The organism is Candidatus Poriferisodalis sp., from assembly GCF_965208555.1.
Lineage (GTDB): Bacteria > Actinomycetota > Acidimicrobiia > Acidimicrobiales > Poriferisodalaceae > Poriferisodalis.
This window is the reverse complement of sequence record NZ_OZ242342.1, coordinates 3,397,059-3,417,464: the sequence shown is the minus strand read 5'-3', so window position 1 is coordinate 3,417,464 and position 20,406 is coordinate 3,397,059. Positions and strand designations below refer to the sequence as shown.

Genomic DNA, 20,406 nt, shown 5'->3' with positions numbered 1-20,406 from the left:
AGCCAGACCCTCAGCCGCAGCCGCTGGTGGCGCCGCACGAGCGGCAGGCGAAGCATGAGCCGGCACGCACCATACGGTCGCCGCAGGTCATGCACAGCGGAGCGTCGCGGTACCCGGCCGAGTCGACAGGCCGCGACGGCGGGTCCGGCGCAGGCTCGGCGCCGATGGCGGTCTCGACTGAGGCGCTCTCGAGACCGGGCAGCGGCGGATCGGTGCGCTCGTCCACGCTGAGCACCCCTAGCTCGCTGCGCTCGTCGAACGACAGGTATTCGAGCGCCAGCCGGCGGAAGATGTAGTCCACGATGCTGGTGGCAATCCGCAGCTCGGGATCGTCGGTGAGCCCCGCCGGTTCGAACCGCATGTTCGTGAAGGCCTCGACGTAGGAACGCAGCGGCACACCGTGCTGCAAGCCGTGGCTGACCGATATGGCGAATGCGTCCATGATCCCGGCCAACGTGGAGCCCTGCTTCGCCACGGTGAGGAAGATCTCTCCGGGCCGGCCGTCCTCGTACTCGCCGACAGTCATGTAGCCGTGGCAATCGGTGACCCGGAAAGAGAACGTGCGCGACTGGCGGCTGCGCGGCAGCCGGTTGCGCGGCGGCACCACGGCGCCCTGCAGCGCCGCGGCAGCGGATGCCGTCGCCCCGTCCGATGCGCCCGTTTCCTGTGCGAGGGGGGCTGCTGTCGCCGGTCCGACCGACAGCGGCTGGCTCACCTTGCAGTTGTCGCGATAGATCGCCACCGCCTTGAGCCCCAGCCGCCATGATTCGACGATCAGGTCCTCGATGTCGGCGACCGTCGCCGATTCGGCGAGGTTGACCGTCTTCGAGATCGCACCGGAGACAAAGGGCTGGCAGGCAGCCATCATCGCGATATGGCCGTGCGGCGAGATGGCGCCGTCGCCGATCGAGCAGGCGAACACCGCTCGGTGAGCATCGGCCATGTGCGGCGCACCCGCGATGTGGCCGGTGGCGAGAATGTGCGCCTCGATGTCGGCGATCTCCGAGAGCGAGTATCCGAGCCGACCGAGAGCGACGGGAACCGTGGAGTTCACGATGCGCAGGTCACCGCCGCCGACCAGCTTCTTGTGCTTCACCAAGCCCAGATCGGGCTCGATGCCGGTGGTGTCGCAGTCCATCATGAACGAGATCGTCCCCGTCGGAGCGATCACGGTGGCTTGGGCGTTCCGGACGCCATGAGACTCGCAGCCGGACACGGCATGATCCCAGCGAGCACGTGCAGCCGCACGCAGATCCTCGGTCAGCGCATGCAGGCCTGCAGGACCGGCATGCTGGGGCATGTCTGCGCCGGCGCCTGCTGGCTCCGGACAGCCCTCGATGGCCTCCAGCGAGCCTCGGTGCATACCCAGAACCCCGCGCATCGCCGCCGCGTTCGTGCCGAAGCCATCGAAGGGTCCGAGCCGCTCGGCCAGATCGGCTGAAGTGGCATACGCCTCACCGCACATGAGGCCGGTGAGCGATGCCGCAAGCGCTCGTGCCTGGGGTGAGTCATACGGAACGCCCGCTGCCATCAGCAGCGCCCCCAGGTTCGTGAAGCCGAGGCCGAGCTGGCGGAAGCTTCGGGAGGTGTTGCCGATCTGGGCCGTCGGGTAGTCGGCGTGGCTCACCAGCACGTCCTGAGCGATGAACGTGATGCGCACCGCTTGGCGGAAGCCCTCTATGTCGAAGTGGCCATCGCCGCCGTCAGCTGCGTGATCGGTGAAGAAGGGCAGCAGGTTGACGCTCGCCAGGTTGCAGGCCGAGTTGTCGAGGTGGACGTATTCGCTGCACGGATTGCTTGCGCTGATGGGGCCATGATCGGGCGCCGTGTGCCAGTTGTTGATCGTGGTCGAGAACTGCACGCCGGGGTCAGCGCATTCCCACGCCGCCTGGGCGATCTGGCCGAGGAGATCGCGTGCGCGCATGACCGACGTGACCTCGCCGCTCGTGCGCGTCCGCAGTTCCCATGTGCTGTCGGCCGCCACTGCTTCCATGAACTCATCGGGCAGCCGGACTGAATTGTTGGCGTTCTGGTATTGCACCGAGAACGAGTCGGCGCCGTCGAGATCCATGTCGAAGCCCGCGGCGGCGAGGGCCCGCGCCTTGCGCTCCTCTCGCGCCTTGCACCACACGAAGGCCTCGATATCGGGGTGGTCAGCGTCGAGCAGCACCATCTTGGCGGCGCGGCGAGTCTTGCCGCCGCTGCGAATCGTGCCCGCCGACGCATCGGCGCCGCGCATGAAGCTGACTGGGCCGCTCGCCGTTCCGCCGCCCGACAGCGGCTCGCACGATGCCCGCAGCGCCGAAAGGTTCACCCCGGCACCCGAGCCGCCCTTGAAGATGCGGCCCTCGGTGACGTACCACTCCAAAATCGATTCCATCTCGTCGTCGACAGCGAGGATGAAGCACGCCGACGCCTGCTGAGGCACGCCCTGCACGCCGATGTTGAACCACACCGGGCTGTTGAAGGCCACCCGCTGATGAACCAGCAGCCACGCCAGCTCTGCTGAGAAGGTCGCCTCTTCCTCCGGTGATTCGAAGTAGCCGTCGCCGGCCGCCCAGCGGGTGATTGTGCCTGCCACGCGGTCGATGACCTGGCGCAGCGAATGCTCCCGTTCCGGCGTGCCGAGCGTGCCCCGGAAGTACTTCTGGGCGACGATGTTGACCGCGGTGGGGCTCCAGTCGGCGGGAAACTCGACGTGAGGCTGCGAGAACGCAACCGACCCGTCGACCGCGTTGGTGATCGACGCATCGAAGCGCTCCCACCGCACGGTGTCGTAGGGATGGGTGCCCGCCGCGGTGAAGTGCCGGCGCAGGCGCAGCGGCGCGCCGACAGGCCGGTGATCGAGGTCGTCAACCCGCGACCGCTGCGCCTCGGTCATCGCCACGAAGCCACGACCCTACGGCTGGATGCCTGTGGAAGGAAAGGGGGCAATGTCGGGGTCTTCATGGGGAAATCCCTGTGCACAAGTGCAGCATGGTGCAAGCGGAGTTTTCCACAGCTCCTGTGGGCGACTGCCGCCGCCCGGGACGGCCGCTGTATGCGACGGTGGCAGACTCGCCGCGTGCACCGGCTGTATCCCCTGCCCTCCGAGGCCACCGACGCAGCACACGCCGCCGGTCCGCAGCGCGTGCCGCACGCCGATCGCCCTTGGCTGATGCTCAACATGGTTGCGAGCATCGACGGTGCCGCTGCGGTTGACGGTGTGTCACGGGGACTCTCGAGCGAGCCCGACAAGGCAATGTTCGGGGCACTGCGCGCCCAAGCTGACGTCATTCTGGTGGGTGCGCGCACCGCGAACGCCGAGCGATATCGGCCGGCTCGGCGGTCTAGAGCCCGCATTGCTGTGGTCAGCGGATCGCTGAGCGTCGACCCGGACTTGCCGCTGTTCAGCCCGCCGCAAGGCCGGTCGACAGCGCCGCTGCCGCTGGTGGTGACCACAGATGACGCCGACGACGGTGCCGCCGATCGGCTGGCAGGCCGCGCAGAACTCGTGCGCGCTGGCACAGGGTCCGTGGACTTGCTCGGTTCCTTGAGACACTTGGGTCGGCTCGGAACACGCGTCGTGCTCTGCGAGGGGGGGCCGACGCTCAACGCCGCGTTGCTGGCGGCCGATCTGGTGGACGAGGTGAACCTGACGCACGCGCCGCTGACGGTGGGCGCCCACGCACCGCGCATCGCAGCTGGACCGGTCGACGGCTCGCTGGCGACACCATCACGCGCGTACGCGCTAGACCACGTCATCGCCCATGATGACGTGCTCTTCGTGCGGTGGACCCGCTCTCGGTCATAGCGCTTCGAACAAATGCGCGCTGTATCGAACATCTGTTGCTAGTGTATCCGTTGGAACGAGAGTTCTGTCTCAGCAATCATGCCTCTAGCCGGCGCCGGACAGCGGTTGTCCGGCGTGAGGCAACCGACACGAAAGGTTCGCCGTGAACGCAACCAGCGCCGCAGACCAGCGGGTCGCGCATCTCAATCCGCGCCAGCGCGACATGCTCGAATTCATCGACGAGACGCAGCGTGAGCGCGGCTATCCCCCATCGGTGCGCGAGATTGGCGAACAGGTCAACCTCAGCTCGCCGGCGACCGTGCATCGCCACTTGCGGTCGCTTGAGGCCGATGGGTGGATCCGGCGCGATCCTTCCCGGCCCAGGGCACTCATTGTCAACTTCGACTGGCAGACGGGGGTGAAGGGCGAGCGACGGCCGACCCGTCACGTGCCGCTGATCGGGGACGTCGCGGCTGGCACCGAGGTGCTGGCCCAGCAGAACGTAGAGGAACTGTTGCCGCTGCCAGCCGACTTCACGGGCAACGGCGAACTCTTCATGCTGCGGGTGCGCGGCGACTCGATGATCGAGGCCGGCATATGGGACCGCGACTACGTCGTGGCACGCCACCAGCCAGAGGCAGAATCAGGCGACATCGTCGTTGCTGGCATCGACGGCGAAGAAGGCACCGTCAAGCGCTACCGGCGCGCCGACGATCACGTCGTGCTCGAACCTGCCAATGCAGACCATCGTCCGATCGTCCGCCCCGCCAACGAAGTCACCATCTTCGGCAAGGTGGTGACGGTGATCCGGCGGCTCTGAGTGTTCACCGTCCTCACCCAGCCGCCTGCCGATCTGGATGACAGTTCGCGGGTGTGGATTCCCATCCGCTCCGGCGCAGTATTCACCGTGCCGGGCGGCGGCCTGTGCGCCGGCGCCACGGCGCCTGTCGGGGACGGTTCGCCTGATGCGGCATTTCTCGGCGTGCTCGACGGTGCCGGCGTCTGGGCCGTCGACATGGATCCTGTCGAAGCACCGCCGCTCGACGAAGGCGATCTGGAACCGGTGCCGCTGCGAAAGCTCTATGGCCGCATTCCCGACGAGCACTGGCAGATCGCCGGCCGAGCCGCGCAGATCGTGGAGTTCGAGCGAACCCATCGCTATTGCGGACGTTGCGGGAGCCTGACGAGCACCAATCCCTCTGATCGCGCGAGAGTCTGCGGCGAGTGCGGGCACATGGCCTTTCCGCGGCTCAGCCCGGCCATGATCGTGCTGGTCGAACGCGGTCCCGAGGTGCTGCTCGCGTGGGGCCGGCAGTTTCCCGGCCGCTTCTACAGCGCCCTCGCGGGATTCGTCGAGCCCGGCGAGAGCCTCGAGGATGCCGTGCTGCGCGAGGTGTACGAGGAAGTCCAGATCACGGTCGACAACGTCCGCTACTTCGGAAGCCAGCCGTGGCCCTTCCCCCATTCGCTGATGTGCGGTTTCACCTGCGAGTGGCAGGACGGCGAGATCGAGATCGACCCCACCGAGATCGTCGAAGCCGGTTGGTACACCGCCGACAGCCTGCCTCCGTGCCCGCGTGGCGGCATGTCCATCGCGGGCTGGCTCATCGACGACTGGCTGAAACGAACGGGCGCCGGCTGAGAGGCCCTGGGCACTCAGCCGCGATGCCAGGTGGCGCCCGCGGGACTGTCGGAGACAACAATGCCCGCAGTCGCCAGTTCGTCTCGAATGCGGTCTGCAGTGCCGAAGTCCCGAGCCGATCGCGCTGCTGCCCGCTGTGCCAGCAGCGCATCCACCTCGGCGTCAGAGAGCCCATCGTCGGCCAGATGGTCGTCGCCTTCGTCGCCGCAGGAGAGCCCGAGCACGTTGAGCAGGTGCAAGGCGGTGCGGCCAGAGCGTGCAGCCTCGCCCGGAGCTGCGCCGTCGAGCGAAGCGTTCGCACTGCGCACGAGCCGGAAGATGACGTCGAGTGCAGTCGGTGTGGAGAAATCGTCGTCCATTGCAGCAGCGAATGCCGCCACGGCATCGGTATCCACCTCCGGGACGGTCCCGCGCTCGATGTCCGGCCGCCGCACTCCAGCGTGGGCATCGGGCGCTATGTCTGCGTGAGCGACCCGGCGAGCGAACGCATCGAGCCGACCGATCGCGCTGCGTGCCGCGTCGAGCGCGTCGGGTCCCATCTCCATCGCTCGCCGGTAGTGGGTCTGCAGCACCAGCAGGCGCACGGCGCGGGCGCCCGCCGCGTCGATCGCGTCAGCGAGCCGGGTGTAGTTGCCCAGCGACTTGGCCATCTTCTGGCTGCCCACGTTCACCATGGCGCTGTGGACCCAGTAGCGGGCAAACGCTTCGCCCGTGGCGGTCACCTGGGCCCACTCGTTCTGGTGATGGGGGAAGATCAAGTCGTCCCCGCCGCCGTGGATGTCGAAACCTGGGCCGAGCGCGCTGAGCGACATCGCCACGCACTCGGTGTGCCAGCCGGGCCGGCCCTCCCCCCACGGTGTATCCCAGCGCGGCTCTCCCGGCCGAGCGGCCTTCCAGAGTGCAAAGTCCAGCGGTGAGCGTTTGTCAGGGTCGACATCGATGCGGGCACCGGCATCCGCGTTGAGCTGTTCCAAGGTCCGGCCCGCCAACGTGCCGTAACCGGGGGCTGACCCCACAGCGAAGTAGACGCCCTTGCCCGCCACCTCGTAAGCAGCGCCGATCGACAGCAACTCAGCGATCACGTCGACCATCTGGGAGATGAAGTGCGTGGCATGGGGCCGTGAATGAGGTCGCAACACGCCGAGCCGATCCATCTGCTCGTCATAGGCGACGGTGAACTCGGCAGCGACATCGGCCTCGGCGCGCTGTTCCCGCTGGGCACGTTCCACGATCCTGTCGTCGATGTCGGTGACATTCGATGCGACCGTGACGTCAAACCCTGCCCACTCCAAGTACCGCCGGATCACGTCATAGGTCAGGGCGGTGCGGCCATGGCCGAGATGCGGCACGTCGTACACCGTCGGCCCGCAGACATACATCGAGATCGCGCCCGGCGTTCGCGGGACGAAGGCGGTCTTGCGCCGTGTCATCGTGTCGAAGATCTGCAAGCTCACTGATGCCGGAATCCCGCTCGGGCTGCAAGGGTACCGATGGGTCCCGCGGCGAACCCGGGAATTACTCGTTCAGCCGGCAGCGGTGGTCACGCTCCAGACCGCGAGGTTGTGGAACGCGTGCAGCACCAGACCCGCCCACCATCCGTACCGCACCCGTGCGATGGTGAACATGAGACCCAACCAGATCTGCGGGCTGACCACCAGGGGCGCCACGACGACCGCAGCGACGGACCAGGCGACGTCGTAGTTGGCGAGGTGCACGGTGCCGAACGCGGCGATCGAGCACCACACCGGCCAGCGCGGGTGAGCCTCCCACCAGCGCGCAACGCTGTCGCGCCATGCCGGAGGCCCCGCGCCGGGCTCGCCGCCGGCTTCGGGCCGTGTCACCCCGGCGACGAGCGATTGGATCCACAGGGCGCCCGACAGCAGCACGATGAGAGCGAAGACAGCTGCGACGACCATGACGGGACCGTCGCCGCCGGCGAAGTTCACGAGTCCGAATGCCGCAGCGGCTGCGAGCACGCCGAGGCGCAGGCGGGCGGCCAGCGCAAGCCGGAACACGAGCTCCTCGATCAGCGGGGCGAACAGCACAACGAGCACCAGTTGTTCGACGACGGGCCGATCGAGCAACTCGACGATGGGGGTGTTGTCGTAGCCGGTTCTCGCCGCAAGCAGCGACGCCGCGAGCAGCACCAGCGAGCCGCCGAGGCCAAGGACGAACAACAGCGCGAGACCCCCAGGCCAGCGCTTTCGGCTCGCAGCGGTGCGCCAGTCCGGGTGAACGCCGAAGCGCGGGCTGATCGTGCTCCACACGCCCCCTGGCGCGCCAGCGTCAGCGGGTGGGTTCTGCTCGTTGCTCAACCGCCGTCGACCTACCCGGATTCTTCGCCGTCTTCGCCGAGGTCGTCGTCCTCATCGGGATCGTCCGGGCGTGCTTCGGGGTAGAGGTGCTCGAGACTTCCCGGTTCAACCTTGCTGCGCTCGATGAACCTGTCCACGTCGTCGAGCCGCAGCCGGATGACACGCCCGAACCGGTATGCGGGCAGGTCACCCCGGTCGATGAACCGATACAGCGTCCGGGTGGTGATGCCCATGCGGTTCGCTGCCTTCAGCGTGGACAGCCAAATGATCTCGTCGTATGGAGCCTGGTGCTGCTCTTCACCAGTTGCATCGCTGGCGCCTGAGTCGGTCTGCTCCTCGGGCATCGGTGCACCTCGCAGTCGGTCGGCTGTTGGCGCTCAAGGGACATGGTCGATCCCTGTGGATTAACGCTACTGCGCGAACCGCCGGACAGCGTGCACTACGACATCGATCATTGGTATCGCGCGCTATATCGCCGTATCTATTCGACCTATTGAATAATTGTTCTGTATTTTCAATAACTATTTGATTGTTTCACTCAGAAGTGATGGAGTCTGCAACGTGCCCGCAGACTCGCTGCCGTCAACCGATCACCGGCCTCTGCCGCCGGCATCTGCGACACGTCGCTCCGCTGGCGCCGTCCGATCGTCGCTCCGCCCCCGGATCATGGCGGGCAGTGTCCTGTGCGGTGTCGCTGCGCTCGGCCTGTGGTGGGCATTCGAGCAGTCGGCGGCAGCGCCCGAGACCAGCTACCTCGTCGCAAGGACTCGCCTCGCGCCGGGCAGGGTGATCGAAGCAGCGGATGTCGCCCTCGTGTCGATTCGCTTGCCGGCCGAGGTCTCAGCGACCGTCTTCGGCAGCGGCGACGAGGTCGTCGGCGGCCTGGTGGTCGACGCCATTCACGCCGGAGAACTGCTGACCCGGGGTGACATCGGCTCGCATCAATCGATTCGCGGCCGAGAAACGGGCTATGCCATCGCCGTCGAGCTCAACCGTCCCGGCGCGCTCAACGGGCTGGTCGCAGCCGGTGAGCGAGTCGATGTCATCGCCGCCGGTCGACGCCTCGCGGACGCGTCCGGCCCGCTCACAGCAGGCCTGGTAGCAGCGAATGCTCTCGTGCTTGATGTCGATGACATCTCGGGAGCGGAGCATCTGTCGGACACCATCACGGTCACCTTGCAGGTACGTGACCGCGCCGCCGCCATCGCGGTCGCCGCGACGGCCGATGCCGGTGCCATCACCTTGATCCGGCCCTGGGGGGCCGTGCCGCCGGCGACCTCATGAACGACGCAGCGATTCTCGCCGAGATCGAACGGTCGGTGTCCGAACGCGCCCGCCACAGCGGCATGGACCCGCGCACGCCGGGCGCAGATCACGCGATCACGGCGCTCGCCCACGAGGAGATCCGGCGCTGGAACCTCGGTTTCAAGAGCGGCGAGCGCGGCCATGCGGTGGACGACGCCGGCGCGCTCGCCGACCGGATCGTGCGCGACCTGCTCGGCTACGGCCCGCTCGAGGCGCTGCTGGCCGATAGTGATGTCTGGGAGATCATGGTCAACGCACCTGATGAGATCTTCGTCAAGCGGCACCGGGGTCCCAGCGGCCAGCACCATGAGTCATTCCACGATGACCAGCACGTCCGCCGCACGCTGACGAGGATCATCGATGATGCGACGGCGTCCCATCGCAAGCTGGATCCGAGCGAGGGATTGCAGGATGCGCAACTCGACGATGGCGCCCGACTGCATATCGTCCACCCCGACATCGGCCGCGGCGGTCACTTGATCTTCAACATCCGCAAGTTCGCTGGCACCGCGTTCTCGAGCTTGGGCGATTTGGCCGCCATGGGAAGCCTGACGAGCGAGATCGCCGACTTTCTGAGCGCTGCGGTGCGCGCCCGGCTGTCGATCCTGTTCGCGGGCGCTCCCGGCAGCGGCAAGACCACGCTGCTGGGATGCTGCACAGCCGAACTCGATCCGCGCCTGCGGGTGGTGACGGCCGAGGAGGTGTTCGAGCTCGACATCCCGCTTCCGAACGTGGCGGGAATGCAGACCCGGCCAGGTCGCACCGAGCGAGCTCCCGTCGACTTGCGGCGCCTGGTGGCCGGTTTCCTGCGGATGGCACCGGATGTCGCCATCGTGGGCGAGGTCCGTGACCGCGAGGCAGTCCCCTTGCTGCTGACGCTGTCCAGCGGTGTCACCGGCTACGCGACCATTCACGCAGGATCGGCACGTCAGGCGCTCGGCCGGCTGCGGCTCATGTGCCAGCTCGCTCCTGACGTGCGCGACATGCCCGTCGCGGCCATCACGCAGCTCGTGGCCGAGTCGATCGACGTCGTGGTGCACCTGCGCCGGAGCCTGGCCGGTGTGGAGGTCACCGAGGTCGTGGCAGTAGAAGAGCCCGAGCGCGACGGCGCCGTTTCGTTCGAGGTCACCACGCTCTTCGCGCCTGCAGGCGACGGCGAGTCGCCGGTGAGGGCCCCGCACATGTCCCGGCGGGTGGCGTCACGGTTCGCCGCTGCCGGGTTGGCGATGCCCGGGCCTGGCGAGGCTGAACCGGGCGGCGAGGCCCGGGGCGGCGTTCGGACCGGTTCGCCGACATGACCGGCTTCGCGTTCATCGCCGCAGGTGCAGTGGGTGTGTGGCTGATCTCCACCCCCGGTCGCGACGCAGTATCCGGGACCCGGCGGATGCCCAGAGCAGCGACGACACAGCTCCGAGCGCCGGCACAGACCCTGCGCACCGCGCTGGCTGGAGTCGCTGCCGCGGCTGCGGGATGGACCGGTGCCTGGGCGCTGTTCGGCGGCGGCGTTGCACCCATCCTCGTCGCCGTGCTCGGCGGGGCAGCGCCGCTGTGCGCTGCCACACAGCGGCAGCGTCTTCGCGCTAGGGACACCTGGCGGGCATGGCCCCGATTGCTGGCAGAGATCCGCGTGCTGGTGGCACACCGGGGTCAGTCGATCCCCGCTGCACTGTTCGCTGCGGGAATTCATGCGCCCGCAGGCATGCGCCCGGGATTCTCCGATGCGGCGCGCACCTGGTCGTTGAGTACCGACTTCGAAGCCTCCCTGCGTGTTCTCAAGGCATCGCTCGCGGACCCGACCGCAGACGCTGTGTGCGAGACGCTGCTGGCAGCACACCAGATCGGCGGCGTGCGGATCGATGCCCGACTGCGTGCGTTGGCCGAGGCCGCCCAGGCCGAGGCCGCCGCCCGCTCCGACGCCCGGGCCAAGCAGGCCGGCGCCCGGTTCGCACGCAGCTTCGTGGCGCTGGTGCCCGCGTTCATGGCGGTGATCGGTCTGAGCATCGGGCGGGGCCGGCAGGCCTACGAGTCCGCAGACGGTCAGCTGCTGGTGGCGTTCAGCGTGCTCGCGGTGACCGGCTGCTGGCTGTGGGCCGGGCGGATCATGGCCGTCCCGATGCGGCAGCGAGTGTTCCTGCAGTGATGCCGCTCGCCGCTCTCGCACAGCGCATTGCGACGCTGGCCGACGCCGACGCCGAGCTCGCTGCGCGACTGTCACACGCCGGAGTCTCCCAATCCCCATTCGGGTTCCGCGTACGGCAACTCGGCGGCGTGGTCGCAGGGCTCGCCGCTTCGGGCGTGGCGCTCACCGCCGCCGGCGTGAAACCTGTGCTCGCGCTTGCCGGCGCCTTTGCTGTGGCCGCCGCTGTCTACGGTGCCTGCGCGCACGGCCTCGAGCGATCGATTGCCTCGCGGCGGGCACAGATCGTCGAAGAGCTGCCGATCGTGGCAGAGCAGATCGGCATGCTGCTCGCAAGCGGCATGTCGCTGAGCAGCGCCCTGGATGCCGCTGCTCGACGCGGGCACGGCATCTGCGCCGAGGGACTGGAGCGAGTCGGCGCCCGCGTCGCCGGCGGCACGACGGTCGAGGTGGCGCTGGCCGAATGGGCTGACGATGCAGGCTCAGCCGAGATTCACAGGTTCGTCGGTGTCCTCACGTTGCACGAGGACACCACCGATGTCGCCGCGTTGGTGTCTGATGAGGCCCGCACCGCCCGGATGGAAGCGCACCGGCGCCTCATCGCCCACATCGAGCGTCGAAGCGAGCAGGTGTGGATTCCGGTCACCGTGGCAGCGCTGGTGCCCGGATGCGTCCTGCTGGCGATCCCGTTCAGCGATGCCCTGAGCGGGTATGCGGCGCTGTGAACACGAGCCCTCCCGGACCCATGACCGTCATCTGCCGAAAGGACACCCCATGTACATCGCCTCCATAGCCGCACTGCTCGCCCTGTTCGGCGCCCTCATCGCCGGAGCCGGTGTCGGTGCACCGAACAGACGGCAGGGCCTGCGAATGCCACGCGTCGCCCCGGAGAGCTCGGGGCGGAATGAGCGCGGCGAAGGAGTCATCTCTGCTGCCATCGCCGTGTTGATCATCGCGTCGCTCGGCGCCCTCATGTGGGTCGGCTTCAAGACGCTCTGGGAGAACGCCGAGGAAACGACGAATTCTGAGATCGCGAAGATCGGCAAGTGACCCGCCGGCACGCGGCCATGCTCCGTGACGACCGCGGTGCCGGTCTTGTCGCGCTGCCGTGGGCGGTCATGGCCTTCCTGACGTTCCTGATGCTGGCGGTGCAGGTCGCGGTGCATCTCTACAGCGCATCGGTCCTCACCGCCGTCGGTCACGACGCGACGCGTCGGGCGGCTTTCGGCGGCGGCAGTCCCGCCGCGATCGCCGACGCCGAGCGTTGGCTGCGCTCGCGTATCGGCACCGCGGTCGAGATCGAGGTGCTTCGCTGGAACACCACGGACGACACCGTCGCATTGGAACTGGCAGCGAGGCCGCCGAGTGTGCTGATGGACACCTCCGCTGTGATCGGCCAGCGCAACATCGAGCGCCGGTTCGAGGTCCGGCGCGAGCTGGCTCGCTTTGCCGGTTCACCCTGGGGCAGCTCATCGTGAACCGCCCCCGTCGAGATTCCTCCGGCGCCGCGGGAGCCGAAGTGCTGCCGTTCGTCGTGCTCGTTTTTGTCGGGGGCACCTTGATGCTCGCCCAGGCGACCGCAGCGCTCGACGCGAAAATCGCCGCAGTCGCTGGGGCCCGCGAGGCCGCGCGGGCCTTTGTCGAACATCGCGGGCCCCGCGCTGCAGATGCCGTCGAAGCCGCTATCGGCGCAGGTTCTCGGGCTATGTCCGGCTACCGGTTGAGCGGCGCGGCATCAGTTGAGCCGGTCGGCGCGACCCGGTTGCGCCGCTGCGAGCGAGTGACCTTCGAGGCCACGCGAGACGTCCCGCAGTTGACACTGCTCGGCGGCGGCTGGTCGCCGGTGACGGTCGGCGCCCGAGCCAGCGAGATCGTCGATCCGTACCGGCACGGTCTCGACGGGCGGGCGCCCTGTGGACCGTGACCGCGGTTCGGCGCTGCTGCTCGTGCCGGCTGGCGTACTGATAGTCGCACTGCTGGCGAGCGTCGCCGTTGACAGCACTGCTGCGTTCCTGGCGCAGCGCGAGGCCGAGGCGGCAGCATCATCGCTCGCCAACGACCTCGCCTCACTCGCCCTCGACGAGTCCTCGCTTCGCCATCGTGGGCCCTACCGTGTCGACCCCTCCCGGCTTCGACGGCTGAGCCCCTGGAGCCAGCGGATGGCACAGGAGCGGCTGTCGGCGGTGTTCGAGCCCGGATCCGTCTCAGCAACCGTCAGCGCAGCGGGACCTGCGGCAGTGCGTGTGACCGTGGAGGGCTCAGCCCGGCGGATCATCGGCTTGATCGGCAACGTCGACGGGCGCTCGAGCCGCCCTGTGGCTGCAGAAGCGATCGGGCGCATCCAGCTGTCCGGTTGAGTGCATGAGCCGGAGTGCCACCTCGTTGGCGAGCAGACGCCCATGAACGGTCAGCCTGAGGTGGCCCGGCCCGGCCGGTTCCAGCAGATGCTGCACGTCGTCAGGCAAGGCACCGGCGGGGACGCCGGCGGAGGTGCGCAGTGCGAGCTGCAAGGCTTCGATGCGGCGCTCGTCCGGTCCCAACTCCTCGCTGCCGGCCACGGGCGATGCGCCCGTCGATATCGCCGCAATGAATCGCTCCGGCGTGCGAACGCTCCAGAAGCGGCGGCCATTGCGATGGCTGTGCGCGGCGCAGCCGAGGCCAGCATAGGAGCCCTGCTGCCAATACAGCAGGTTGTGCCGGCACTGGGCGCCGGCTCGAGCCCAATTGGAGATCTCGTACATCTCGTAGCCGGCGCCCGCGAGCAGCTCGTCTGCGAGCAGGTACTTGTCGGCCATGTCGTCATCGTCGGGATGCCGGGACAGGTCGTCGCCGAGCGCTGTGCCGGGCTCTGGGGTCAGCCCGTACACGCTCAGATGATCAGGCGCCAGATCGATGGCGTCGGCCAGCGTGCGCTTCCAGTCAGCCAGCGATTCGGCAACAGCGCCGTAGATCAGGTCCAGGTTGAGCTGGTCGATGCCCGCCTGACGGACTGCGGTGACTGACGCCCCGACCATCTGGGGGTCATGACGGCGGCCCAGCGCGTCGAGCACGGCCGAAGCCATCGACTGCACGCCGAGGCTGATGCGATTGACTCCCAGCGCCCGGTACTGCTGCATCTGCTCGGGTGTGACCAGATCCGGATTGCACTCCACCGTGACCTCGGCCCCGCGGGCCAGCCGCAGCTCCGCCAGCACGTCGCCCAGCAGCGACGGCTGCACCAGGTTCGGTGTTCCGCCGCCGAAGAACACCGACGTCGCCGGTGGCATGTCGGCCGCCAGGTCCTGGGCCTGCCTGCGACAGCTCGCCATGTAGTCCCCGATGAGCTCGCTGCGATCGGTCCACGTCGCGAACGCGCAGTAATCGCACCGGTGCGTGCAGAACGGGATGTGGCAATAGACGCCGAATGCCGGCAACGTGTGGTCTGCGCCAGTCACAGCACCGAATCAGGCGGGTAGCGCTGCGACAGCGCATGGCCCTGATCGCCAGCGCGATCGCCGCTCGGCAGCAGCTCGGCGGGGGCCACGCCGTACAGCTCCGCCAAGCGCAGCAAGCGATTCACCGCCACGCCCCGTTCGCCGCGTTCGTACGCCCCGAGCACTGACGTCTTGAACTCACCGCCGGACAACGCCTCGACATCGCTCAGCGTCAGGCGCCGGTACTTGCGGGCTGCACGCAGGCGCTCCCCCACCAGCGCATCGACGTGCCGGCGGTTGCTGGCCATGTCAGTGCTTGCTTCGCCGCTGGCGTTGGCGCCGGGCGTCGGGTCCGCCGTCGGTGTGCTCACCGCGCTCAGCGGCAACCTCGGCCAGCTTGGCCGCCTCGGACTTCGAGAGTTTTCTGGGGATGTCAACCCGCACCACCACATGCAGGTCGCCGCGCCCGCGCCCATTGGCGCGCGGGACGCCCAGCCCGCTCAGCCGGATCGTTTCGTTGGGCTGGGTGCCCGCCTTCACCGCCAGTTCCTGGGGCCCGTCCAGCGTGTCGAACGTCACCGTCGCTCCCAGGGCAGCTTGCAGCATCGTGACCGGCAGCTCCGCCACCAGGCTGTCGCCCTGGCGCACGAAGGCATCGGATTCGGCGACGCGCAGGTGCACGTAGAGGTCGCCGGCAGGTCCCCCGCGGGGTCCCACAGATCCGCGGCCGCTCAGGCGAAGCGTGGCGCCGGAGTCCACGCCAGGCGGCACCCGCACCACGAGCGAGACATGTTCGGCCCGGCGGCCTTCGCCGCGGCAGGTTCTGCACGGGTCGGCAATCTCCTCGCCAATGCCGCGGCACCGCGAGCACGGCGCTGCGGTGACCATCTGGCCCAACAGGCTCTGGCGCACCTGGCGCACCTGCCCTAGGCCCTCGCAGGCTCCGCACACCGTCGGTGACGTGCCCTCTGCAGCGCCCGAACCGCCGCAGTCGTCGCACGACACCAGGGTTCGCACATCGATCGGCCGGTCGACGCCGAAGACGGCCTCGGCGAAGTCCAGGTCGACGACTGTTTCGTGATCGTCACCACGCGGCGGTCCTGACGGGCGGCGGGATCGACCCCCGCCGAAGGGGTTCCCCCCGAAGAACGACTCGAAAATGTCGCTGAGATCGAAGTCGAATGCCGGGCCGCCCATGCCGCCACGCAGACCGTCATGCCCGAAGCGGTCGTACCTCGCTCGCGCTTCGGGATCAGAGAGCACGGCATACGCCTCGCTGATCTCCTTGAAGCGCGCCTCGGCCTGCGCGTCGCCGGGGTTCGCGTCGGGATGATGCTCTCGGGCCTTGCGCCGGTATGCGCGCTTGAGGTCGCCCTCGCTGACATCGCGGCTCACGTCGAGCAGCTCGTAGTAGTCGGCAGGCATCTGTGGCAGTTCTACGTCTGGGAGCGGGGACCTGCCGGCGCATGCGCGCCGTCGCCTTCGCCGAGCGAGTCCGACAGCCGCCGGCTCACCGTGTGCACTGCTGCCAACGCCTTCGAGTAGTCCATCCGCGTCGGGCCCAGCAGTCCCACGCTGCCGACAGCGCGGCCGTCGACCTCGTAGGGCGCCACCACGACCGAGCACTCCGCCAGCGGCTTCATGCCGGTCTCGGACCCGATGGCCACGCTGAGACCGCGATCGACGAGGCTGCGCAGCAGCGTCACCACCATCAGCTGCTCTTCCAGCACCGACAGCACCGAGCGAAGCGATGACACGGCTTCGAACTGCTCGGTGATCTTGGCAGTCCCGCCCACGTAGAGCTCGCTGGGATGGGACTGATCGTCGGCCAGCGCGGCCAGCGCCGCCGACACCAGCGCATCCGTCGCCGCATCGCCGGTCGCCGGAACGGTCGGCGGCTGCGATCGGGTGCGCCCAACCAGCGCCTCGGCCAAGATCGCCGAGGCCGCCCCCGCGGCCGGTCCTTGGGCCGCATCCGCCAGCTCCCGGTCGTTGTACACATCGACGTAGGTGCGCTCCACGGCGCCCGATGACATCACCAGGACGACGAGCAGGCGGCCGCCGCCCAGGTCCACCAGCTGGGCCGACCGGATGCTGTCCCGATCATTCCGGGGAGCGACGACCATCGCCGCGTACTCGGTCAGGTCGGACAGCAACCGGCTGGTGTCGGAGAGCAATTCCTCGATCTGCCCCTGGGCGTGAGCGAAGAACGCCCGCACCTGCCGGACCTCAGTGTTGTCCAGCGAGCCCGGCCCGAGGCCGTCCACGAAGTGCCTGTAGCCCGCCTCGGTCGGCACCCGACCGGCGCTGGTGTGGGGCTGCATCAGGTAGCCGCCGGCTTCGAGCGCTGCGAGATCGTTGCGGACGGTCGCAGGCGACACATCGAGGCGGGTCAGCTCGAGCACAGCCGCCGATCCGACCGGCTGCGCGCTCTCGATGAAGTTCTCGACTACCGCCTGCAGCACCGTGGCTCTGCGCTGGTCCATCACTCCTCCGCCGCCAATCCTGGGCCGACCCCGGCAGCTTGCCTCGCGATGCTACCGATGCCCCATCTGGCAAACGGGGGGAATAGCTGCGGAGGCGGCAGGGAATTCTGCGACGTTGCGACCTGCCGGATCGCTGGTCGCGGAATTCCCTGCCGCCTCCGCAGCGGGCGCAACTCACGAATCCAAGCGCAGGGCGGACACGAAGGCCTCGTTGGGCACCTCCACGCGCCCGATCGCCTTCATCCGCTTCTTGCCTTCCTTCTGCCGCTCGAGCAGCTTGCGCTTGCGGGTGATGTCGCCGCCATAGCACTTCGACAGCACGTCCTTGCGCTTGGCCTTCACCGTCTCGCGGGCGATGATCCGCCCGCCGATGGCGGCTTGGATCGGCACATCGAACAGCTGGCGCGGGATGAGCTCGGCCAGCTTCGCCGTGATGGCCTTGCCGTAGGGATACGCGCTGTCGCGATGGCAGATCGCCGAGAACGCGTCCACCGGCTCGCCGTTGAGCAGTATGTCCACCCGCACCAGGCGCTCGGCGCGGTAGCCCGCGTGGTCGTAGTCGAGGCTGGCGTATCCCTGGGTCCGGCTCTTGAGCTGATCGAAGAAGTCGGTCACGACCTCGGCAAGCGGCAACTCGTAGCGCAGCTCCACACGCTCGGGCGACAGGTAGTCCATGGAGGTCATCGAGCCTCGGCGCGACTGGCACAGGTCCATGACCGCGCCCGTGTACGCGCTGGGCGTCAGCACGGAGACCGTGAGCATCGGTTCTGCGATCTCGCTGATCTGGCCGGCAGGCGGCAGGTCGGACGGGTTGTCGACCTCCAGCTCCTGATCGTCGTCGGTGCGTACCCGGTAGGCCACCGACGGCGCCGTGGCGATCAGCGACAGCCCGAACTCGCGCTCGAGACGCTCGCGCACGATCTCCATGTGCAGCAGGCCCAGGAAGCCGCAGCGGAAGCCGAACCCCAGCGCACCCGAGGTCTCGGGCTCGAAGGTCACCGATGCATCGTTGAGCCTCAGCTTCGCCAGCGCCTCGCGCAAGTCGGGGTACTCGTCGCCGTCGACGGGATACAGGCCGCAGAAGACCATCGGCTTCGGGTCGTCGTATCCGGCCAGCGGTGCATCTGCCGGCGCTGCAGCCGAGGTCACGGTCTCGCCCGAGCGGGCCTCTGCCACGTCCTTGATGCCTGCGATCAGGTACCCCACCTCGCCGGGCCCCAGCGAGTCGGTCGGCGTCACCGCCGGCAGGCGTACGCCCACCTCCTCGGACAGGTGCAGACCGCCGGCGTGCATGAAGCGCAGGCGGTCACCGGCGCGCAATTGGCCGTTCATGACACGGACCGAGGAGACCACCCCGCGGTACTGGTCGAAGTGGGAATCGAAGATCAGAGCCTGGAGCGGGGCGTGCGGGTCGCCGCCCGGCGGGGGGATCCGGTCCACGATCGCGTCCAGCAGCGCTTCCACGCCCTCGCCGGTCTTGGCCGAGATGGCCAGCACCTCGCTCGCGTCGATGCCCAGCACCCGCTCGATCTCCGATGCGTACAGATCGGGATCTGCTGCGGGGAGATCGATCTTGTTGAGCACGGGCACGATGGCGAGATCGGACTCGAGGGCCAAGTAGCAGTTCGCCAGTGTCTGCGCCTCGATGCCCTGCGCTGCGTCGACGAGCAGCACGACGCCTTCGCATGCCGCGAGCGACCGGCTGACCTCGTAGCCGAAGTCGACATGACCGGGCGTGTCGATGAGGTGCAAGGTGTGCTCTCGCCAACTCACCCGGACGTTCTGGGCCTTGATGGTGATGCCGCGCTCACGCTCGAGCTCCATCGAATCGAGGTACTGGGCACGCATAGAGCGCTCCTCCACAGCACCGGTCAACTCCAGGATCCGGTCCGACAGCGTGGACTTCCCGTGGTCGATATGGGCGATGATCGAGAAGTTCCGAAGAGAACCGGTTCCGGCGCCGCCATGGGGGCTGGCAGCCGCAGGGGGCACGTGGGGCATCGCAGGCCGCACGGTACCCTGCGGGGCCGGTTTCGAGACGGAGAGCATGCCTTCGTGGCCAACATCAAGAGCCAGATCAAGCGCAACCGCCAAAACGAGGCGCGCCGGGTGCGCAACCGCGCCGTGCGCTCAGAACTGCGGACCCGCGAGAAGGCCGTCGCCGCTGCTGCTGAGGCGGGCGAACCCACCGATGAGCTCATCCGTCTCGCTCAGAAGCGGCTCGACAAGGCTGCCGCCAAGGGCGTCATCCATCGCAACGAGGCCGGGCGGCGCAAGTCCCGGCTCGCGACCCGGATAGTTCGCGCCACCTAGACCGCGCGAGTACCGGTCACCGGCCGGCACTAACGCGAACCGGCTGCAAGCCGGGCGCAGAGAATCTCGGCGACGCAGCGAGGGTCGAGCCCTGAGCGTCCCCGCAGGTCCATATCGGCCGCCGCCGCAAGCTCGACGGCACGTGCGATGCCGTCGCTCCCCCGCCGGCGGCAGGCATCAAGTGCCTTGCGGGCGGGGAAGGTCGAGCCGCGCATGCCCAGGATCTCCGCTGCTTCTTTCTCATTCGAGGCATCTGCACCGTCGAGGCGGGCCATCCGAGTGATGTGGTTGGCGACGGTTGCCGTGACCGCAAGGGGATGCCGGCCCGCTCCCCACATGCGCTGCAGCACCGCGAGGGTTGCGCCCACCTGCCCGCGGTCGATCGCGTCGGTCAGCTCCCACGGCGGGACATCGCCTTCGGCGCCGAGGTACGGCAGCACGTCGTCGGCATCGAGGCGGGCGCCCTCGCCGAAGACCGCCGCCAGCGTCTCCAGCACCGCCCCGAGACGGCTGAGCTCCGAGCCGAGATGCTCAGCGATGCTGGCGCGAGCTCGGGCATCGAGCTGGACCGGTGACTCTGCGAGACGCTCTTCGAGCCATGCGCGGCGGTGACGCGCCCCGCCGGGCACGTCGGATGCGACACGATGGCCGCCGGTGGCCTCCACTGCCTCGGCGAGCGAGCGTGGCACGCGACCCGAATCCCACTCGAGCACCAGGTCCGTGGTCGGGCAGGGATCGTCCAACCACGCGATGAGCGCCGCGAGATCGCCGGCGCCGAACCGGCTGAGCCCACGGGCGACCACCACACGGTGGGTTGCCAGCATGGGCGGCGTCGACGCCGAGATGACGAGATCTTCCAGGGTGTACTCGTCGCCCGAGAATTCGTCGAGCACATCCGCTCTGGCGGCATCGCCCACCAGCTCGGCGACGGCGGCTCGCACCGCCTCGGCCGTCAGGATCTCGTCGGCGCCGCTGATCAGACGCACCCCTCCGCCGGGCATCAGCGCCGCACTCCCGGAGCGA

At 68.5% G+C, this 20,406-nt stretch carries 21 protein-coding genes; 11 read left to right on the top strand and 10 right to left on the bottom strand.

The genetic code is table 11. From position 1 onward, the window contains the following. Positions 1-10: 10 nt before the first annotated feature. Positions 11-2,881, bottom strand: coding sequence for a vitamin B12-dependent ribonucleotide reductase (locus tag ACOGXE_RS15595; protein ID WP_419933539.1), 2,871 nt, complete (start codon positions 2,879-2,881; stop codon positions 11-13). A gap of 183 nt (positions 2,882-3,064) precedes the next feature. On the opposite strand from ACOGXE_RS15595, the gene ACOGXE_RS15590 reads away from it, so the two are divergent. The 3 genes from ACOGXE_RS15590 (at position 3,065) to nudC (ending at position 5,414) form a co-directional block, all read left to right on the top strand. Further along, positions 3,065-3,793 carry a dihydrofolate reductase family protein gene (locus ACOGXE_RS15590; RefSeq protein ID WP_419931810.1) on the top strand — a complete coding sequence of 243 codons (729 nt, stop codon included), beginning with the start codon at positions 3,065-3,067 and terminating at the stop codon, positions 3,791-3,793. Positions 3,794-3,935: 142 nt separating this feature from the next. Then, positions 3,936-4,592 (top strand): transcriptional repressor LexA, encoded by a 657-nt coding sequence (lexA, locus tag ACOGXE_RS15585; protein ID WP_419931809.1) that lies wholly within the window; start codon positions 3,936-3,938, stop codon positions 4,590-4,592. Next, positions 4,593-5,414, top strand: coding sequence for an NAD(+) diphosphatase (gene nudC, locus ACOGXE_RS15580; protein ID WP_419931808.1), 822 nt, complete (start codon positions 4,593-4,595; stop codon positions 5,412-5,414). Between the two features lie 14 nt (positions 5,415-5,428). Here the strand turns inward: nudC and cysS are convergent, their stop codons facing one another. The 3 genes from cysS to ACOGXE_RS15565 all read right to left on the bottom strand — a co-directional run bounded on the left by cysS (position 5,429) and on the right by ACOGXE_RS15565 (position 8,073). Next, the gene (cysS, locus tag ACOGXE_RS15575) at positions 5,429-6,868 is read right to left on the bottom strand and encodes a cysteine--tRNA ligase (protein ID WP_419931807.1); all 1,440 of its coding nucleotides are present in this window, start codon (positions 6,866-6,868) and stop codon (positions 5,429-5,431) included. Positions 6,869-6,937: 69 nt separating this feature from the next. Then, entirely contained in the window at positions 6,938-7,729 is a 792-nt protein-coding gene (locus ACOGXE_RS15570; protein ID WP_419931806.1) for a type II CAAX prenyl endopeptidase Rce1 family protein, read from the bottom strand. Between the two features lie 11 nt (positions 7,730-7,740). Next, the gene (locus ACOGXE_RS15565) at positions 7,741-8,073 is read right to left on the bottom strand and encodes a helix-turn-helix domain-containing protein (protein ID WP_419931805.1); all 333 of its coding nucleotides are present in this window, start codon (positions 8,071-8,073) and stop codon (positions 7,741-7,743) included. 322 nt (positions 8,074-8,395) lie between these two features. On the opposite strand from ACOGXE_RS15565, the gene ACOGXE_RS15560 reads away from it, so the two are divergent. From ACOGXE_RS15560 to ACOGXE_RS15530, 7 genes are read left to right on the top strand one after another with little or no spacing between them, the layout of a single operon-like run. After that, a complete protein-coding gene (locus ACOGXE_RS15560; protein ID WP_419931804.1) occupies positions 8,396-9,013 on the top strand; it encodes an RcpC/CpaB family pilus assembly protein in 618 nt (205 codons plus the stop codon). After that, a complete protein-coding gene (locus tag ACOGXE_RS15555; RefSeq protein WP_419931803.1) occupies positions 9,010-10,332 on the top strand; it encodes a CpaF family protein in 1,323 nt (440 codons plus the stop codon). Before ACOGXE_RS15560 ends, ACOGXE_RS15555 begins: the two co-directional genes overlap by 4 nt. Next, positions 10,329-11,174 (top strand): type II secretion system F family protein, encoded by an 846-nt coding sequence (locus ACOGXE_RS15550; RefSeq protein WP_419931802.1) that lies wholly within the window; start codon positions 10,329-10,331, stop codon positions 11,172-11,174. Before ACOGXE_RS15555 ends, ACOGXE_RS15550 begins: the two co-directional genes overlap by 4 nt. After that, entirely contained in the window at positions 11,174-11,896 is a 723-nt protein-coding gene (locus tag ACOGXE_RS15545) for a type II secretion system F family protein (RefSeq protein WP_419931801.1), read from the top strand. The genes ACOGXE_RS15550 and ACOGXE_RS15545 overlap by 1 nt, the downstream gene beginning before the upstream one ends. Positions 11,897-11,945: 49 nt before the next feature. Continuing rightward, positions 11,946-12,221, top strand: a complete 276-nt coding sequence (locus ACOGXE_RS15540; RefSeq protein ID WP_419931800.1) for a hypothetical protein — start codon at positions 11,946-11,948, stop codon at positions 12,219-12,221. Further along, positions 12,218-12,649: a hypothetical protein gene (locus tag ACOGXE_RS15535; protein WP_419931799.1), complete on the top strand. Its 432-nt coding sequence runs from the start codon at positions 12,218-12,220 to the stop codon at positions 12,647-12,649. The genes ACOGXE_RS15540 and ACOGXE_RS15535 overlap by 4 nt, the downstream gene beginning before the upstream one ends. Next, the gene (locus ACOGXE_RS15530; protein ID WP_419931798.1) at positions 12,646-13,095 is read left to right on the top strand and encodes a hypothetical protein; all 450 of its coding nucleotides are present in this window, start codon (positions 12,646-12,648) and stop codon (positions 13,093-13,095) included. The genes ACOGXE_RS15535 and ACOGXE_RS15530 overlap by 4 nt, the downstream gene beginning before the upstream one ends. 334 nt (positions 13,096-13,429) lie before the next feature. Here the strand turns inward: ACOGXE_RS15530 and hemW are convergent, their stop codons facing one another. From hemW to lepA, 5 genes are all read right to left on the bottom strand, one after another. Then, positions 13,430-14,605: a radical SAM family heme chaperone HemW gene (gene hemW / locus ACOGXE_RS15525; protein WP_419931797.1), complete on the bottom strand. Its 1,176-nt coding sequence runs from the start codon at positions 14,603-14,605 to the stop codon at positions 13,430-13,432. Beyond that, on the bottom strand, positions 14,602-14,892 hold the full coding sequence (locus ACOGXE_RS15520; RefSeq protein WP_419931796.1) for a helix-turn-helix domain-containing protein: 291 nt from the start codon (positions 14,890-14,892) through the stop codon (positions 14,602-14,604). Before ACOGXE_RS15520 ends, hemW begins: the two co-directional genes overlap by 4 nt. A 1-nt stretch (position 14,893) precedes the next feature. Then, positions 14,894-16,009, bottom strand: a complete 1,116-nt coding sequence (gene dnaJ, locus ACOGXE_RS15515; RefSeq protein WP_419931795.1) for a molecular chaperone DnaJ — start codon at positions 16,007-16,009, stop codon at positions 14,894-14,896. A gap of 11 nt (positions 16,010-16,020) precedes the next feature. After that, positions 16,021-17,070: a heat-inducible transcriptional repressor HrcA gene (gene hrcA / locus ACOGXE_RS15510; RefSeq protein WP_419931794.1), complete on the bottom strand. Its 1,050-nt coding sequence runs from the start codon at positions 17,068-17,070 to the stop codon at positions 16,021-16,023. Positions 17,071-17,244: 174 nt separating this feature from the next. Then, complete coding sequence (lepA, locus tag ACOGXE_RS15505) at positions 17,245-19,071, bottom strand: translation elongation factor 4 (protein WP_419931793.1); 1,827 nt, start codon at positions 19,069-19,071, stop codon at positions 17,245-17,247. A 54-nt stretch (positions 19,072-19,125) separates the two neighbouring features. On the opposite strand from lepA, the gene rpsT reads away from it, so the two are divergent. Next, entirely contained in the window at positions 19,126-19,383 is a 258-nt protein-coding gene (gene rpsT / locus ACOGXE_RS15500; RefSeq protein WP_419931792.1) for a 30S ribosomal protein S20, read from the top strand. Positions 19,384-19,412: 29 nt separating this feature from the next. Here the strand turns inward: rpsT and holA are convergent, their stop codons facing one another. After that, entirely contained in the window at positions 19,413-20,384 is a 972-nt protein-coding gene (gene holA / locus ACOGXE_RS15495; RefSeq protein WP_419931791.1) for a DNA polymerase III subunit delta, read from the bottom strand. Positions 20,385-20,406 lie beyond the last annotated feature (22 nt).

What these genes read in the sequence shown, in the direction of transcription:
- ACOGXE_RS15595 (WP_419933539.1), bottom strand. Translation starts at nt 2,881, where the DNA reads ATGACCGAGGCGCAGCGGTCGCGGGTTGACGACCTCGATCACCGGCCT.
- ACOGXE_RS15565 (WP_419931805.1), bottom strand. Translation starts at nt 8,073, where the DNA reads ATGCCCGAGGAGCAGACCGACTCAGGCGCCAGCGATGCAACTGGTGAA.
- ACOGXE_RS15560 (WP_419931804.1), top strand. Translation starts at nt 8,396, where the DNA reads ATGGCGGGCAGTGTCCTGTGCGGTGTCGCTGCGCTCGGCCTGTGGTGG.
- ACOGXE_RS15555 (WP_419931803.1), top strand. Translation starts at nt 9,010, where the DNA reads ATGAACGACGCAGCGATTCTCGCCGAGATCGAACGGTCGGTGTCCGAA.
- ACOGXE_RS15550 (WP_419931802.1), top strand. Translation starts at nt 10,329, where the DNA reads ATGACCGGCTTCGCGTTCATCGCCGCAGGTGCAGTGGGTGTGTGGCTG.
- ACOGXE_RS15545 (WP_419931801.1), top strand. Translation starts at nt 11,174, where the DNA reads ATGCCGCTCGCCGCTCTCGCACAGCGCATTGCGACGCTGGCCGACGCC.
- ACOGXE_RS15540 (WP_419931800.1), top strand. Translation starts at nt 11,946, where the DNA reads ATGTACATCGCCTCCATAGCCGCACTGCTCGCCCTGTTCGGCGCCCTC.
- ACOGXE_RS15520 (WP_419931796.1), bottom strand. Translation starts at nt 14,892, where the DNA reads ATGGCCAGCAACCGCCGGCACGTCGATGCGCTGGTGGGGGAGCGCCTG.
- dnaJ (WP_419931795.1), bottom strand. Translation starts at nt 16,009, where the DNA reads ATGCCTGCCGACTACTACGAGCTGCTCGACGTGAGCCGCGATGTCAGC.
- hrcA (WP_419931794.1), bottom strand. Translation starts at nt 17,070, where the DNA reads ATGGACCAGCGCAGAGCCACGGTGCTGCAGGCGGTAGTCGAGAACTTC.
- lepA (WP_419931793.1), bottom strand. Translation starts at nt 19,071, where the DNA reads ATGCCCCACGTGCCCCCTGCGGCTGCCAGCCCCCATGGCGGCGCCGGA.
- holA (WP_419931791.1), bottom strand. Translation starts at nt 20,384, where the DNA reads ATGCCCGGCGGAGGGGTGCGTCTGATCAGCGGCGCCGACGAGATCCTG.